Origin of the sequence: Mycobacterium sp. OAE908, assembly GCF_017872775.1 — a bacterium.
Taxonomy (GTDB): Bacteria; Actinomycetota; Actinomycetes; order Mycobacteriales; family Mycobacteriaceae; genus Mycobacterium.
In genome coordinates this window covers 48,010-62,669 of record NZ_JAGGJL010000002.1, presented here as the reverse complement: position 1 = coordinate 62,669, position 14,660 = coordinate 48,010, and the positions used below count along the sequence as shown (strand labels likewise).

The 14,660-nt window shown below is 64.5% G+C and carries 16 protein-coding genes; 6 read left to right on the top strand and 10 right to left on the bottom strand.

The window, feature by feature from the left end:
* Window positions 1-52: 52 nt before the first annotated feature.
* Window positions 53-844, bottom strand: a complete 792-nt coding sequence (locus J3E61_RS25420) for a hypothetical protein (protein ID WP_210085732.1) — start codon at window positions 842-844, stop codon at window positions 53-55.
* Window positions 841-1,548: a hypothetical protein gene (locus J3E61_RS25415; protein ID WP_210085731.1), complete on the bottom strand. Its 708-nt coding sequence runs from the start codon at window positions 1,546-1,548 to the stop codon at window positions 841-843. The genes J3E61_RS25420 and J3E61_RS25415 overlap by 4 nt, the downstream gene beginning before the upstream one ends.
* A gap of 89 nt (window positions 1,549-1,637) precedes the next feature.
* Here J3E61_RS25415 and J3E61_RS25410 point away from each other — a divergent pair, with 89 nt between their 5' ends.
* Window positions 1,638-2,243: a TetR/AcrR family transcriptional regulator gene (locus J3E61_RS25410; protein ID WP_210085730.1), complete on the top strand. Its 606-nt coding sequence runs from the start codon at window positions 1,638-1,640 to the stop codon at window positions 2,241-2,243.
* A 4-nt stretch (window positions 2,244-2,247) separates the two neighbouring features.
* On the opposite strand, the gene meaB is transcribed toward J3E61_RS25410, so the two are convergent.
* Both meaB and J3E61_RS25400 read right to left on the bottom strand, forming a co-directional pair.
* Complete coding sequence (gene meaB, locus J3E61_RS25405) at window positions 2,248-3,123, bottom strand: methylmalonyl Co-A mutase-associated GTPase MeaB (protein ID WP_210085729.1); 876 nt, start codon at window positions 3,121-3,123, stop codon at window positions 2,248-2,250.
* Between the two features lie 10 nt (window positions 3,124-3,133).
* Window positions 3,134-4,273, bottom strand: coding sequence for a thiolase family protein (locus tag J3E61_RS25400; RefSeq protein WP_210085728.1), 1,140 nt, complete (start codon window positions 4,271-4,273; stop codon window positions 3,134-3,136).
* Between the two features lie 71 nt (window positions 4,274-4,344).
* Between J3E61_RS25400 and J3E61_RS25395 the strand changes: the two genes are divergently transcribed.
* From J3E61_RS25395 to J3E61_RS25380, 4 genes are all read left to right on the top strand, one after another.
* A complete protein-coding gene (locus tag J3E61_RS25395; protein WP_210085727.1) occupies window positions 4,345-5,109 on the top strand; it encodes an SDR family NAD(P)-dependent oxidoreductase in 765 nt (254 codons plus the stop codon).
* Complete coding sequence (locus tag J3E61_RS25390) at window positions 5,106-5,846, top strand: SDR family oxidoreductase (protein WP_210085726.1); 741 nt, start codon at window positions 5,106-5,108, stop codon at window positions 5,844-5,846. Before J3E61_RS25395 ends, J3E61_RS25390 begins: the two co-directional genes overlap by 4 nt.
* 24 nt (window positions 5,847-5,870) lie before the next feature.
* A complete protein-coding gene (locus tag J3E61_RS25385; RefSeq protein ID WP_210085725.1) occupies window positions 5,871-6,710 on the top strand; it encodes an SDR family oxidoreductase in 840 nt (279 codons plus the stop codon).
* Window positions 6,711-6,956: 246 nt separating this feature from the next.
* The gene (locus J3E61_RS25380; RefSeq protein WP_210085724.1) at window positions 6,957-7,415 is read left to right on the top strand and encodes a VOC family protein; all 459 of its coding nucleotides are present in this window, start codon (window positions 6,957-6,959) and stop codon (window positions 7,413-7,415) included.
* Window positions 7,416-7,516: 101 nt separating this feature from the next.
* On the opposite strand, the gene J3E61_RS25375 is transcribed toward J3E61_RS25380, so the two are convergent.
* Genes J3E61_RS25375 through J3E61_RS25360 form a run of 4 tightly spaced genes read right to left on the bottom strand, consistent with a single transcriptional unit; the run spans window position 7,517 to window position 11,555 of the window.
* On the bottom strand, window positions 7,517-8,284 hold the full coding sequence (locus tag J3E61_RS25375) for an enoyl-CoA hydratase/isomerase family protein (RefSeq protein ID WP_192723739.1): 768 nt from the start codon (window positions 8,282-8,284) through the stop codon (window positions 7,517-7,519).
* A gap of 1 nt (window position 8,285) precedes the next feature.
* Window positions 8,286-9,374 carry an acyl-CoA dehydrogenase family protein gene (locus J3E61_RS25370; protein WP_210085723.1) on the bottom strand — a complete coding sequence of 363 codons (1,089 nt, stop codon included), beginning with the start codon at window positions 9,372-9,374 and terminating at the stop codon, window positions 8,286-8,288.
* Window positions 9,361-10,173, bottom strand: a complete 813-nt coding sequence (locus J3E61_RS25365) for an acyl-CoA dehydrogenase (RefSeq protein WP_210085722.1) — start codon at window positions 10,171-10,173, stop codon at window positions 9,361-9,363. Before J3E61_RS25365 ends, J3E61_RS25370 begins: the two co-directional genes overlap by 14 nt.
* Window positions 10,158-11,555 (bottom strand): acyl--CoA ligase, encoded by a 1,398-nt coding sequence (locus J3E61_RS25360; RefSeq protein ID WP_210085721.1) that lies wholly within the window; start codon window positions 11,553-11,555, stop codon window positions 10,158-10,160. The genes J3E61_RS25365 and J3E61_RS25360 overlap by 16 nt, the downstream gene beginning before the upstream one ends.
* A 100-nt stretch (window positions 11,556-11,655) precedes the next feature.
* Between J3E61_RS25360 and J3E61_RS25355 the strand changes: the two genes are divergently transcribed.
* The gene (locus J3E61_RS25355; protein ID WP_210086687.1) at window positions 11,656-12,663 is read left to right on the top strand and encodes a ferredoxin--NADP reductase; all 1,008 of its coding nucleotides are present in this window, start codon (window positions 11,656-11,658) and stop codon (window positions 12,661-12,663) included.
* Here the strand turns inward: J3E61_RS25355 and J3E61_RS25350 are convergent.
* Entirely contained in the window at window positions 12,660-13,706 is a 1,047-nt protein-coding gene (locus J3E61_RS25350) for a CoA transferase (protein ID WP_192723743.1), read from the bottom strand. The genes J3E61_RS25355 and J3E61_RS25350 overlap by 4 nt on opposite strands.
* Window positions 13,703-14,659: an LLM class F420-dependent oxidoreductase gene (locus J3E61_RS25345; RefSeq protein ID WP_210085720.1), complete on the bottom strand. Its 957-nt coding sequence runs from the start codon at window positions 14,657-14,659 to the stop codon at window positions 13,703-13,705. Before J3E61_RS25345 ends, J3E61_RS25350 begins: the two co-directional genes overlap by 4 nt.
* Window position 14,660: the final 1 nt, after the last annotated feature.

Sequence of the window (14,660 nt, the reverse complement as noted above, 5' to 3'; positions counted from 1 at the left end):
AACCGGGTAGCCTGGCGCCCGGCTTCCGTTGAGGAGTCTTCCTGCAGATTCGTCACTGCATCGCCCCCACCGAATCATGTTGGGTGCGTTGATGTTTGGGCGGTACTTCAGGCAGGGGTCCGGTGCCGAAATCCTCGCGAACAATCATCCTGCGCAGCAGCACGATGAAGCAGGCGGTGTAGGTGACGAAGACGACCATGTTGATCCACCATGCGATCGCACCGTTCCAGGCGAAGACGCCGCGTTGGAAGATCCATGCAGGCGCGACGACGAATTCGGTCAGCGCATTGCACAGGCCCAGATAGCCGAACCACTTCGGGAACACGTCGTTCTTGTCGATCAGGATCGCAACCAACCACACCAAAGAGCCGATCATGAACACACCCATGGTCCCGCTGAACGACAGGAACGCGAAGTCGTAGAGCCAACGGATCATCTCGGGATCGCGGTCTGGCCGCATGGCCCCGGCGGTCATCGCAATGGCCATCACCAACATGCCAGGAATGGCGCTGAGCGAATACATGACGAGGTACGAGTATCCGAAAATCCGGCTCACCGACATACGCCGCATCGAATATGCGAGAAGAGCATTCATCGGCGCGCACAACCCCGAGATGAGAAACACGATTCCGAACCCGGCGAGAATCCCGTAGTGCCGCGCGTCGAACCATTGCACGACCATCGGGGTGGTCCAGGCCGGGCTCGGCGGCGGCTGAACGCGGGTGACCAGGAAGAACAGCACACCGTACAGCTGATAGAAGATGACCATCACCCACCACGCGAACCACAACTCGCGCTTGGGATGATCGCGCACGTTCGACAACAACCGGCGCAGCGTACTCATGCGGTGATCCGCTCCTCGGCGCGCCGACGCAAGATGGATGGGCCGAGAACGACTCCCATCACAACGATCCAAGCGGCGATCGCGATGTTCTTGACCCAGAACGACAGCAGTCCGTCCCACGCCAGCGGCCCGCTGAACGTCAGCGCCGTGAACGCGGCAGGCGCCAAGGCAACCGCGACAAGAATATTGAAATGCGCCACCCACATCTTGAAGACGGGTTGCTCCTGACGGTCCCAGTAGATCGCCAGTGCAAGAAGCAGGCATTGCGCGATCAGGTACGGAACCGAAATGGTGAACGTGATCCAGGCAAGGTCATTGAGCAGCTGGGTCAGCTCCGGCGCACGTTCCGGACGAAACGAGCCCAGCAGCCAGAACATGTTGGCAATCAAGAAGAGACAGGGCGGCCCGCCCGCGCAGGCGATCAGACTGTAGGACAAGATCGGCGTGCGGTGCGCCATTCGACGTACCTGCATCGCCAGCAGCATGACCGTCGGGATCAGACCAACACCGAACCAGTTGAACAAGATCATGCTGTAACGAATCCGCGCGGTCTCGTCGCGATAGAAGCTCGCGATTTGGTCCGCGGACATCGTCGGTGACATCGGGTGCACGAAGCCAGGGAAGATGAAGAAGGCGGATACCCAAATGATGGCGATCGCGGGCAGGGTCCAGAACAGGATCAACTCGCCATCCGTGCGTCTCATCGTCGAACCCCTCGCTCAGCGTCGGTAGCCGATCGGCAACTGGGACGGTAGCCGATCGGCTACTAGACGGTCAATCCTCGGTTACCCTCGTGGCTGTGACCTCCACCCACGAGGACCGCAGGTTCAGCGCAATCACACGGACCGCCGCGCAGACACGTGTATTGGACGCCGCGTTGAAACTCATTGCCGAGCGCGGTGTCAGCGGCACGTCCCTGCAGATGATCGCCGACGAAATGGGTGTGACGAAGGCGGCCGTCTACCGCCAGTTCAAAACGAAGGAAGAGATCGTCATCGCCATCACCGAGCGGGAGATGAGCAGGCTCGAGGATGCCGTCGAAGCCGCCGAGGCGCAGGGCCACCCGCTGCGGGCGCGCCAGGTTCTGCTCGACAGGATGATCGAGCAGGCCATCGAGCGCCGTGGCGACTTCAGTGTTCCGCTCTTTGATCCCGTCATCATTCGGCTGCAGGCCGAGTACGAACCGTTCCAGCGGTTCATCGAACGTCTCTACGCCGCGCTGCTCGGCACGGAGGCCGGCGTCGAGGCGCGCCTGCACGCTGCGATGCTGTCGAGCGCGATCAGCGTCGCGGTGATGCACCCGCTGCTGGCCGACGTCGACGGTGAGACACTGCGCGCGCAGCTCAACGAAATGACACGACGGATGCTCAACCTGCCCGCGTCAGCCGCTGGCGGCTAGGTTGTCACGCTTGACCTTTCGTATTGGTCAGCTGCTCCGCGGCTGTGTACGGATCGTCCAAGCCCTCGGCGACTTGTTTCGCCAGTCGGTCTAACTCCGAATGGTTCCGCAGCTGTGTTTGTGCCAACGACAAGATCTGCGCCCTGGCACGCGCGATTCGACGTTCCGGGCTGTCCGCCCGATGGTGCTCCTCGATTGCGTCCACCAGCTTGTCGATGCCTTCGCCCTGCGCGGCAACGAGTTTGAGGATCGGCGCCATGGTCTCGCCGCGAAGGTCGCGCACTGTTTGGTCAGCGCCCTCGCGGTCCGCCTTGTTGACGACGACGATGTCCGCCACTTCCAACAAGCCGGCCTTCGCGGCCTGAACCGCATCGCCCGCACCGGGATTCAGGATCACGACCGTCGGGTCGGCGACCGCAGCGATCTCGATCTCCGACTGACCGACGCCCACGGTTTCCAGCACGATCTGGTCATACGACAGCGCAGCCAACAGCCTGATCGCCGCCGGAACCGAGGCCGCCAGCCCGCCAAGATGTCCCCGGGTGGCCACCGAGCGGATCAATACATCGGAGTCGTTGATATGTGCGGCCATTCGAATGCGGTCACCGAGCAGCGCTCCCCCGCTGTACGGCGACGACGGGTCAACGGCGAGCACCGCGACGCGCATGTCTCGCTCCCGGTAGGCACCGACCAACGCGCCGACCGTCGTCGACTTGCCGGCGCCCGGCGGTCCAGTCACGCCGACGATGCGTGGCGGCGTCGTCGGCCCGACCGCATCGAGAACCTCATTGCGGCGCGGACTCTCGACCAGGCTCAGCAACCGGCCGGCGGCACGGATGGACCCGTTGCGCGCCGACTCGATGAGCTCGTCGATCGTCATCGCCCTCAGTCTAGGGAGCTGGAACCTCGATCACGGTGGCGGAACCCATTCCGCCGCCCGCACACATCGCCGCGACACCGATACCGCCGCCGCGCCTGCGCAGTTCATGCACCAGCGTCACAAGCATCCGGGCTCCCGTCGCCGCGACGGGGTGGCCGAGCGAGCAGCCACTGCCGTTGGGGTTGACCTTCTCGGGGTCGAGGTCGAGCATCTTGATCGTGGCCACGCACATCGAGGCGAACGCCTCGTTGATCTCGAACAGATCGACATCGGCGAGTGAAAGTCGAGCCCTGCCAAGCGCTTTCGGGATCGCTTCGACAGGCGCAAGGCCCGTCGACGCAGGGTCCACGCCTACCGACGCCCACGACCGGATGGTCGCCAACGCGGGCAGCCCCAGGCGATCGCTGGCGATGCCAAGTATTGCGGCGGCGTCGTTGCCGCCGCAGGCGTTGCCCGCGGTGATCGAAAACCCTTCGATCTCGGGGTGAAGCGGCTTTAGCGCGGCCAGCTTCTCCAGAGTGGTGTCGCGCCGCGGATGCTCGTCGACCTCGAACAGGCCGTGCGGCGTCTCGATGGGAACGATCTCGTGCTTGAACCGTCCCTCGTCAATGGCCTGAATCGCCTTGCGGTGCGAGCCGAGCGCCCACTCGTCCATCTCCTCGCGAGACACCCCGGCCTTGACGGCGGCGTTCCATCCGACGGTGATCGACATGTCCATGTTCGGCGCGTCCGGCCGGTTCGGATGGGTCGGCGGGAACCAGTCGACTACTTCGTCACCGACCCGACGCGTGAACCGCGGTGACGTCGACGCCGAGTTCACCCCGCCCGCCAGGATCAGCTGATCCATACCGGCGCGGATGCTCGCCGCTGCGCTCTGCACGGCGGCCTGGCCCGCGGCGCAGTGCCGATTCACCGCAAGGCCCGGCACCGACGGCAGCCCGGCGGTGATCGCAGCGTGGCGGGCGACGACACCGCCGCCGTAGAGGCCCTCGCCGAGAATCACGTCGTCGATTTGCGAGCTGTCGAGATCGGATACCGCGGCGCCGACAACGTGCTCTGCCAGCTGATACGCGTCGGTGTCACGCAGTGTGCCCTTCACGGCGGTGCCGATGGGTGTGCGCAGCGCGGACACGATGACGGCGTCAGGCATGGGTGTCTCCGTTTCGTATGAGAATGCTATTCTCTCAGTTCGAGAGTGCCAGTTGCAAGAAGGGGAACCACATGCAAATCGCAGGTAGCTCGGCGATCGTTGTCGGCGGAGCCGGTGGCCTGGGTGAGGCAACCGTTCGACGCCTGCACGACGCGGGAGCCAAGGTCGTCGTTGCCGACCTCGCCGATGACAAAGGCAAGGAACTCGAAAACGAGCTCGGCGTGCGCTACGTCCGCACGGACGCCACGTCCGAAGAGTCGGTCAACGCGGCCATCGCGGAAGCGACGTCGCTGGCTCCCCTGCGAATCTCGATCGACACCCATGGCGGCCCGGCCGGCGGCGGGCGGCTGGTCGGCAAGGACGGTTCTCCGCTGAGCATGGAGGCCTTCGAGAAGACCATCACGTTTTATCTGACCGCGGTGTTCAACGTGATGCGGTTGGCGGCAGCCGAGATCGCGAAGTCCGAGCCGCTGGAAGAGGGCGGGCGTGGCGTGATCGTCAACACCGCATCGATCGCGGGCTATGAGGGGCAAATCGGCCAGCTGCCCTACTCCGCCGCCAAGGGTGGCGTGCTGGGCATGACACTCGTTGCGGCGCGCGACCTTTCGCCACTCGGGATCCGCGTCGTCACCATTGCGCCCGGCACCATCAACACCCCGGCATACGGCAAGGCTGCCGATCAGCTGGAGCAGTACTGGGCGCCGCAGATTCCGTTCCCCAAGCGCATGGGTCGCTCGACTGAGTATGCGCAACTGGCGCAGAGCATCATCGAAAACGACTATCTCAATGGGGAAATCATTCGTCTCGACGGGGCGCTGCGGTTTCCCCCGAAATGACCCTGGCGGGGAAAGTCGCGTTCGTCGCCGGCGCCAGCCGAGGCATCGGGGCGACGATCGCCCAGGCGTTGGCCCGCGAAGGTGCGGCCGTCGCGGTTGCTGCGCGCTCCGAACACGAGGGCAAGGTACCGGGCACGATCCACACGGTCGCCGACCGAATCACGTCGGCCGGTGGCCGCGCCATCGCTGTCTCGTGCGATGTCACGAGCGAGGATTCGGTCGAAGCAGCTGTCGCACAAACGGTTTCGGAGTTCGGTGGGATCGACATTCTGGTTGCGAATGCGGGGGTGCTGTGGCTCGGCCCGATCGAGTCGACTCCGCTGAAGCGGTGGCAGCTGTGTCTGAACGTCAACCTGACCGGTGTCTTCTTGGTGACGAAGGCCGTGATCCCGCACGTGAAGGTGCGCGGCGGCGGGTCGCTGATCGCGATCACGACGACCGGCGTCGGTATGGTCGAGCACGGCTCGAACGCGTATTGGGTGTCGAAGGCCGGCGCCGAGCGGTTGTACCTCGGCCTGGCCGCGGATCTCAAGGCCGACAACATCGCGGTGAACTGCCTCAGCCCCTCGCGGGTGGTGCTCACCGAGGGCTGGGCCGCCGGTGGCGGCGGCATGCAGATTCCTGACGAGATGGTCGAGCCACCCGAGGCGATGGCCAACGCCGCGGTGCTCTTGGCGCATCAGGATGCAACTGGCATCACCGGTACGATCCAGCGCTCAGAAGAACTCGTCCCCTAGCACTCTTTGGGAAAGGGCCCGCGAATGAATCAGGTCTCCGTAATCACCGGTGGCGCAGGCGGAATGGGGGTGGCCACGGCCAAGGTCGTCGGCCAAACCCACACAGTCGTCCTCTGCGACGTCCGGCAGAACCGGCTTGATGATGCGACCGCCACGCTCAAGGACCTTGGAATTGCGCCAATAGTCGTCAACTGCGACGTCACCGACCGGCAGGCGGTCAACCGTCTGCTCGCGACCGCGGCCGATCTCGGAAAGATCGCCTCGGTCATCCACACTGCTGGGGTCAGCCCCAGCATGGGCGACGCCGAGTTTGTCATGAGGACCAACGCGATTGGCACGGTGAATGTCAACGAGGCCTTCTTCGCGTCCGCCGGCGAGGGATCGGCGATCGTCAACGTGGCGTCGATGGCGGCCCACATGCTTCCCGAGGAGATTATTCCGGCGGAGCGATTTCCGCTTGCCTTGCGGGACGAAGCGGCCTTCATGGACCACATGATCTCGGCCTGCAACCTCGTACCCGAGGAGGCGCGACCTGGCATCGCCTACGCCGTGAGCAAAAGCTTTGTCAGGTGGTACAGCACGTCGCAGGCCGAAAGGTTCAACGGTCGGGGCCTGCGCGTCGTCTCGGTTTCTCCAGGGTCCATCGACACCGAAATGGGCAGGCTCGAGGAGCAGGCCGGCGCCGGTGCGATGGTCGCCGACGCCGCAGTACCGCGGTGGGGCAAGCCGGAGGAGATGGCTGAACTGATGGCCTTCTGTGCAAGTGATCGAGCCGGATACCTCACCGGCACCGATATCCTCAACGACGGTGGAGTGATCGCCTCGATGAGAGAGCGCGCCAGAATCGCCGCCCAAAACACTTGAGCGAGCGTGCGTGTCCGCACGCCGACACGCCGCGAAATGCGTACAGTCCGCGCACGTTCGGCGCCGTCGAACGTGACAAAACGGCGCGTCCACGGTTGGAGTTCCTCTTCATCGACGCGGGAGAGCTGCCCCAGCAGTCAGCTGAAGGGCGTGTTCCGCAGCTGACTTCACGATTCCTCAGCCAAACCCGCTCGTTCGGCGCAGTCTGTGGCGTAGTGGTGCAAGGCCGCGTGGGGAGGAAGTGCTATGCCACGAATCATGGGGTTCTCGCATGTCGAGTTGACGGTTTCCGACTGCGACCGGGCTGCCGTCTGGTGGAACGACGTGCTGGGCTTCACGCTGGTGCACCGGGTCTCCACGGATGTATTCGAGATCCGATCGCTGCTACATCCCTCGGGTATCAACGTCAACGTGATGACTCATACCGCGACCGCGGAGGGTGGCGCGTTCGATGAACGGCGCGTGGGCCTCGATCATCTCGCATTCCAAGTCTCGGATCGAGACGAATTGCAACAGTGGGTAGAGCATTTGGACGCACTGGCTGTACCGAACTCGGGAATCATCGACATTGGGTATGGACCTACAGTCGTGTTCCGCGATCCCGACAACATGCAGCTCGAGCTGTATGTCCACCCAGATCCGAATACCATACAGATGACCGACGCGGATTCCCCTGAGGCGCAAAAGATCTTGGGCCGCGGGTAGCGAGCGACCGCAGAATGCCACCAAACCGCGGCATGTCGTGCACAGACACGGTCGCTCGCGGTAGTTGGGGTGTGCGGTAGTTGGGGTGTGCGGTAGTTGGGTTACTTCTCCTTGGCGATGAGTCCGTCGACGATCTTGTTGAAGTCAGCGGTCCCGAAAGACACGTACTCGGACAAGTTCGCGTAATCGAGCGACGCCATCACCGACTTCTCGAGTTGCATGTTCATCAGGCGCTTGGTGCTCTCCAGCGCTTGTTGCGGCAACTCCATGATCTTCTTCGCGCACGCGATCGCCTCGGCCAACGGGTCGGCGACCACATGGTTGGCCATCCCCAACTCGAGCGCTCGCGCGGCCTTGATCCGCACACCGGTAAATGCGAACTCCTTGGCCTGCAACAAGCTGATCTGCGACGGCCATACCAGCGGCCCGCCGTCGGCGGCGACCAGTCCGATCGACACATGTGGGTCGGCGAAGAACGCCGTCTCCGCCATGTAGACGATGTCCGAGAGCGCCGCCAGGCTGCAGCCCAACCCGACAGCCGGACCGTTGACCGCGGCGACCACGGGGATGCGGCAGCGCACCATGCCGATGACAAGGTCACGGCCGTGCTTGATGGTCTTCTGACGCAGCGCCTCGTCGTTGCGCAACTCGTCGAGGTAGTTGAAATCACCACCTGCCGAAAAGGCCCGGCCAGCGCCGGTGATCACGGCCGCCCGCGCGCCGACATCCTCGTTGAGTTCCTCCCAGATCCTGGCCAGCCCCACGTGCAGCGCGTCATTGACCGCATTGAGTTCATCCGGGCGATTGAGCGTGATGATGCGCAGACCGCCGTCAGCCTTGACATCGATTTCCGCTGGCATGCCATACATTTCAGACCCCTAATCCCAGAATGCGCGATGCGATGATGTTCTTCTGAATCTGGCTCGTGCCGCCCATCACGCTCTGCGCGCGGCTGTACATGTAGGCGGCGAACAACTCGGGGTCGCTGGTGCCGACGGTCTTCAGCGCGGCATGGCCGACGGACTGCTCGACCCACGTCATCAGCAGCTTGTCCAGCGATCCCTGCGGACCATGGGTGATGCCGTCAAGCTGCTCGGACAACCGCCTGCGCACATGCAATCGCAGCATCTCGGTCTGCACCCACGCCCACGACAACTCCTCGGGCGTAGGGCCGTCCACCCGGGTTGCCAACTGCCGCACCAGTTTTCCGTACCGTGCCGAGAAGCCGAGCGTCGACGGCTCCCGCTCATGGCTGACAACCGTCATCGCCAACTTCCAGCCCTCACCCGGTGCGCCCACCATGTTCTCGGCAGACACCCGAGCACCGTCGAATTCGACCTGACCGAATTCCTTGGTGACCCCGCTGATCATCTTCAACGGTCGCTGGGTGACACCCGGCTGATGCATATTGACGATGAAGGCCGAGATGCCCCGGTGCTTGGGCACATCCTTGTCCGTGCGCGCCAACAACAGACACCAGTCTGCGACATCCGAATAGCTCGTCCAGATCTTGTGCCCGTGGATGACGTACTCATCGCCCTCGCGCGTCGCAGTGGTGGTCAGCGACGCCAGGTCGGACCCCGCACCCGGCTCGGAGAAGCCCTGGCACCATCGCTCGGTGCCATTGATCATGCCGGGCAGGAAACGCTGCTGTATTTCCTTGCTGCCGTGGTGGCCGAACGCGACGACTAGATATCCCAGGCTCGGCCGGGCGGGGGCGCCGGCCTTCGCGATCTCCTCGTCGACGATGACGTCGTACACCGGCGGAAGGTCCTGGCCACCATATTCTTTGGGCCACGACGTGCCGAAGAAACCGGCCTGATAGAGCGCCTTGTGCCAGTCACCCTGAGCGGCCCAATAGTCGTCGCCCGACGTCGGGAACTGGCCCTTCTGCTCCGTCAGCCAACCGCGTAACCGTTCCCTGAACGCGGCCTCGTCCGGTGAATCACGAAAGTCCAATGGTCAGCTCCTCCAGTGTCACCGGCCATGTCTCGGTGGCCGTCAGCACCCGGCGCAGGTAGACATGGGCCAGGCATTCCCAAGTGTTGCCGATACCGCCGTGCACCTGGATCGATGTCTCGCAGACCGTGAGTGCCGCACGCGCACAGTAGATCTTGGCTACCTTCGCCGCCTCGATCGCCTCCGCGGCGGGCAGTTCGTCGACAGCCCACGCCGCGTGGCGCAGCACGCTGATCGACCCTTCGATCAGCGCCAAGCTTTCCGCCAGCAGATGTCCGACCGCCTGATAGGACCCGATGGTCGCGCCGTACTGCTCGCGGACCTTCGCATAGTCGACTGCGAGCGCCTGCGCGCCACGCGCTGCACCGACCAGGTCGGCACACGTCACCGCGAGCGCCAGCGCGCGCCAGCGGGCGGCGTCATCTTCGGAAAGCTCGCTCAGCTCAGCCGGTGATTCGACCACTCCCCCAAGGCTTCCCGTCAAATCCACCGATGCCGGCGCGCGGTCCGGGACCGACGGCTCCAGACCCAGGCGGGTCAATTCGTCGGCAAGCACCGGCCCCAGGAAAGGCACATCGACGAGGCCACGCGCGAATTCCTCAGCCACGATAGCGACCTCGACGCCTGATGCGCCGTCAGACCGCAACGTCCGAAAGCCCGTTGCCTCGACGGCCTTCTCCAGCCGGGCGATCCGACTCGCGTCGTCGAGGTCAGCAACCGAACCCGGCCCGAGGTCATCGGCCAGCTTGGCTGCGGCCTCCCGCAGCTGTTGCTGTTCACTGGTCAGACGGACGTCCACAGACGCTCCTTCAGCACTCGACGCAATACCTTCCCCGATGGCAGGCGCGGTATTTCGGGTACGAACACCACGCGGTTCGGCCGCTTGTAGGACGCTAGCCGGTCTGCCACCAAGGCCACCAGCACGTCCGCCTCGACCGGGCGACATGTCTTCACGGCAGCAACGATGGCCTCACCGTTCGCCGCGTCGGGCACCCCGAACACCGCACAGTCTTCGACGGCTGGATGTCCGTGCAGCACGGCCTCGATCTCCGCCGGAGCCACCTGAAACCCCCGCACCTTGATCATCTCCTTGGCTCGATCGGTGATCCGCAGCCAGCCGCCGACATCCAGATAGCCGACATCGCCGGTCCGATACCAGTCCCCCGAAAATGCCTGCGCCGTCGCCTCACTCGGCAGGTAGCCCGCCATCACCGAATCCGAGCGCACCTGGATCTCCCCGATCGCGCCCGGCGACAGCACCTCGCCGTCGTCCAGTGACACGATGCGCACGCTGACCCCCGGCACCGGCCGACCCACGGTGTCGAGCCGCGCCCCGTCGAGGTCGTTACACGCAATGACCGGCAATTCGCTGGTCCCGTACGCAGTTACCCAGCTCACGCGCGTCCTGGCGGTGACGGCCTCGGCGACGCTCTGCGTGACGGGCGTTGCGCACCACATGATGTAGCGCAGCGACGACATGTCATAGTTCTCCAGCTGCGGATGCGCGGCCAATGCCAAAGCGATTGGCGCGACGGCCATCTCGACAGTGATCCGATCTGTCTCGATGTGGTGCAACATCAGGTCGATGTCGAACCGGCGGTGCAGTCGGATCCATGTTCCGGTGTCGAGCGCCATCGCGATGTTCAGCAGACCCAAGATGTGCGACGGCGGCGTCATCACCTGCATGCGATCGGCCGACGTCAGCTGCAGCGCATCACGCCAGTGCCGCACCGCGACGGCGAACGAACCGTGGGTGTGCCGCACCGCCTTGGGCATGCCGGTCGTGCCGGAGCTGAACACGAACAGCGCGTCGCTATCGGGAGCAGGTTCCTCGAAGGTTCGTTGCCCAGGTGTGATCGCCTCGTCCAGCGAGAGCATCGGCATCACTTCGGCGAGCACCGGATGATCGCCGACCGCATGTGACGGCCCAGTCAGCGCCACGGCGTTGGAGACCTCGGTTCGCTTCCAGGCCGGACTCAGCAGTACCGCTGCCGCACCGAGCCGCCAGATGGCCCATAGTGCGATCACGAATTCTGGGCGGTTCGACGACATCAGTGCGACCCGACTGCCCGACCGCACGCCGCGGTGTTCCAGCACTGTGGCCATCCCGTTGGCGAGGGCGTCGAGCTGCGGGAGGGTGTATTCCCGCTGGTCGAAGGCGAGCGCCGTCCGCTCACTCACGTCGCGCCCGCTCCTTTCCGCCAGTTGAGAAGGTTTCCGTTGTCGAGGAGAATGGTATTCTCTTATTATCAGAATGACAATGCCAGACGACAGGGGGACCATGCCGAAGCCGCACCTGTTCCACCGTGCGACGGTGTCTCGGATCATCAAGGAGACGGCCGACGCCAGGACCTACGTGCTGGCCCCCGACGAGTCGCCGTTCCCCTACAAGGCCGGACAGTTCTGCACGTTCAAGGTGTGCGTCGACGGCAAGGACCTGTACCGGTCCTACTCGATGTCGAGCGCCCCGGAGACCGACTCCGAGATGGCGACGACGGTCAAGCGGGTGCCTGGCGGCAAGGTGTCGAACTGGATGCTCGACAACCTCGTCGAGGGTGACGAGGTCACGCTCACGCGGGCCGCGGGCACCTTCTGCCTGACTGAATCGACCGGACCGCTGCTGGGGTTCAGCGGCGGAAGCGGCGTGACACCCATCCTCTCGCTCGTCAAAAGCGCGTTGGCGACTACCGATCGCCCCGTGCGACTGCTGTGCGCCGACAAGGACCGGGCGTCGGTGATCTTCGACGCGGTGCTCGACGACCTGGTCACGCGCTACCCGGACCGACTGTCGGTGGTTCGGCATATCGATGCCGAGAGCGGGCTGATCGATCCCGCCGCGATCGTCGGCTTCGTCGGCGCCGACACCGCTGCTGACTGCTATGTCTGTGGCCCAGAGGGTTTCATGTCCGTCGTGACATCAGCGCTGCCAGGCCCGGGACGGATCTTCATCGAGGACTTCGACGCGACGCCGCAGGCTCACGAGCCCGCAACCACTGAGCAGGTCGGCGACACCGGCGGCATCATCACGATTCACATTGACCGCAAGAAGGCCGAGGTGCCTCGGGTGCCCGGCGAAACACTGCTGGAAAGCGCGCGGCGTGCCGGAGTTTCGCCGCCGTTCTCATGCGAGGCGGGCAATTGCGGTACCTGCATGGCGCGGCTGTCCGAAGGCCACGCGACCATGAAGGTCAACGACGCGCTGGAGCCGGACGAGGTCGAGGACGGCTATGTGCTGACCTGCCAGGCGATTCCGGATACGCCGTCGGTCACTGTGCACTACGAAGACTAAGACTCGACGTCGCCATGCTCGTCGAGCGACGGTGGGGGCCGGAACTGCGGCTCGTAGCCTGCGATGCGAATCGGGCTGCCCACCAACCTGAAATCCCCCGCCGTGACCAGCGCCTCGGGTGTTGCCTCCAACGCTTCGGGAAGCGTGCGGACCGCCGCCGCCGGAATGCCGAGTGGACGCAGCCTCGATTCCCAGCCGAGCGCGGTGTCGGTGGCCAGCGCCGCGGTGACGACCTTCAGGACCTGATCACGCTTGGCAGCGCGCTCCGCCATCGTCGGGAATCCATCGATTTTCGCCTCATCGGCGAACGCCTTCCAGAACGCGTCGTGCGTGATGAACAGCGCCAGATATCCGTCGGCTGTCGAAAAGAGTTGCGCTGGAACATAATACGAGTGTGCTCCGTATGGGTAGCGCTGCGGCGCCGCGCCGTCGTTGAGGTAGGCCGACGCCCGGTAGTTCAGCTGCGACAACATCACGTCGCGCAGACACACGTCCACCTGGCCGCCGCGCCCCGAGACGATCTGAGCGAGCAACCCGAGCGCCGCGGCGAGCCCGGTCGAGTTGTCGGCCGACGAGTAGCCGGGCAACGTCGGAGGCCCAGCGGGATCACCTGTCATGGCGGCGACACCTGTGGCCGCCTGGATGACGTAGTCGAACGCCGGGTCATCGCCGCCGTCCAACCCGAAACCGGTCATCGCAACGCAGACGATCTTTTCGTTGAACTCTCGCAACGCTTCGTACGTGAGCCCCAGCCGCTTGATCGCCGACGGTTTCATATTCACCAGCAGCGCATGCGAATTCGCGACGAGCTCACCCAAGCGCCTGCGCCCCTCCTCCGAACGCAGGTCGAGGCACACGCTCTGCTTGTTGCGGTTCAGGCTGGCGAAGTAGCTGTCGCTGACCTGCCGCGAGATCTCGCCGCCGGGCGGTTCGATCTTGATGACCTCTGCGCCCAGATCGGCCAGCAGCATCGTTGCGTACGGGCCGGCCAGCATGACACCGACCTCGAGGATGCGGATGCCGGCGAGGGGGCCTTGATTCATCGCACTGCGGTGGCCAACTGCGAAATGACTTCGCGTGTACGGTATTTCGAGGCGATCAACTCGTCACGGTTCTCACCGATCGGCAACAACCGCACCGAAAGGTCGGTGACACCAGCGTCGGCGAATTGCCGGAACCGCGCCAGAATCGCCTCTTCATCGCCGGCGGCGGTCAGGTCGCCGACATCGCGGGCATCGCCGCGATCGAGCAACTTCTGGTAATTCGGCGACGTTTCCGCCTCGGCCAAAATCCGATTAGCCCGCTCCTTCGCCGCGTCGATCTCAGAATTGGCACACAGGCACACCGGAATGCCCGCGACGATCCGTGGCGCCGGACGACCCGCATTATCGGCGGCCTTGGTGATCCGCGGGGCGATGTGGTCGCCGATCGCCCGCTCGTCGGCCATCCACAGCACCGTCCCGTCGGCGAGTTCGCCTGCAATCTGCAGCATCACCGGCCCGAGCGCCGCAATCAGGACGGGCATCGGTGAATCAGCGCCAAGCACAGTCGGATTGTGCACGGTGAACGAGTCGTTCTCCACGTCGACGTCACCTGGACCCGCGAGCGCCTTGTTGAGCACCTCGAGATAATCGCGGGTGTAGGCCGCTGGCTTCTCATACGGGATGCCGAGCATGTCGCGCACGATCCAGTGGTGTGACGGCCCCACGCCCAGCGCCAGCCGTCCGCCGGTGCCTGCATGAACCGACAGCGCCTGGCGCGCCAACGCGATTGGATGCTGAGCCTGCAGCGGCACGACCGCGGTGCCGAGTTCGATGCGCGATGTGCGTGCGCCCATCAGCGACACCATCGTGAGGCAGTCGAAGTCGTTGGGCACCTGCGGCATCCACGCAGTGTCCAGCCCCGCCTGTTCAGCCCACTCGATGTCCTCGAGCAGCTTCTTGACCTTGCGCGCCATGTCACCGCGCTCGGCCCCGATCATCACGCCAAGGCGCATG

Bases quoted from the DNA above. Each gene is read 5' to 3' on its own strand.
- J3E61_RS25420 (WP_210085732.1), bottom strand. From the start codon at position 844: ATGAGTACGCTGCGCCGGTTGTTGTCGAACGTGCGCGATCATCCCAAG.
- J3E61_RS25415 (WP_210085731.1), bottom strand. From the start codon at position 1,548: ATGAGACGCACGGATGGCGAGTTGATCCTGTTCTGGACCCTGCCCGCG.
- meaB (WP_210085729.1), bottom strand. From the start codon at position 3,123: ATGACGATCGACGAGCTCATCGAGTCGGCGCGCAACGGGTCCATCCGT.
- J3E61_RS25400 (WP_210085728.1), bottom strand. From the start codon at position 4,273: ATGCCTGACGCCGTCATCGTGTCCGCGCTGCGCACACCCATCGGCACC.
- J3E61_RS25395 (WP_210085727.1), top strand. From the start codon at position 4,345: ATGCAAATCGCAGGTAGCTCGGCGATCGTTGTCGGCGGAGCCGGTGGC.
- J3E61_RS25390 (WP_210085726.1), top strand. From the start codon at position 5,106: ATGACCCTGGCGGGGAAAGTCGCGTTCGTCGCCGGCGCCAGCCGAGGC.
- J3E61_RS25385 (WP_210085725.1), top strand. From the start codon at position 5,871: ATGAATCAGGTCTCCGTAATCACCGGTGGCGCAGGCGGAATGGGGGTG.
- J3E61_RS25380 (WP_210085724.1), top strand. From the start codon at position 6,957: ATGCCACGAATCATGGGGTTCTCGCATGTCGAGTTGACGGTTTCCGAC.
- J3E61_RS25375 (WP_192723739.1), bottom strand. From the start codon at position 8,284: ATGTATGGCATGCCAGCGGAAATCGATGTCAAGGCTGACGGCGGTCTG.
- J3E61_RS25355 (WP_210086687.1), top strand. From the start codon at position 11,656: ATGCCGAAGCCGCACCTGTTCCACCGTGCGACGGTGTCTCGGATCATC.
- J3E61_RS25350 (WP_192723743.1), bottom strand. From the start codon at position 13,706: ATGAATCAAGGCCCCCTCGCCGGCATCCGCATCCTCGAGGTCGGTGTC.
- J3E61_RS25345 (WP_210085720.1), bottom strand. From the start codon at position 14,659: ATGCGCCTTGGCGTGATGATCGGGGCCGAGCGCGGTGACATGGCGCGC.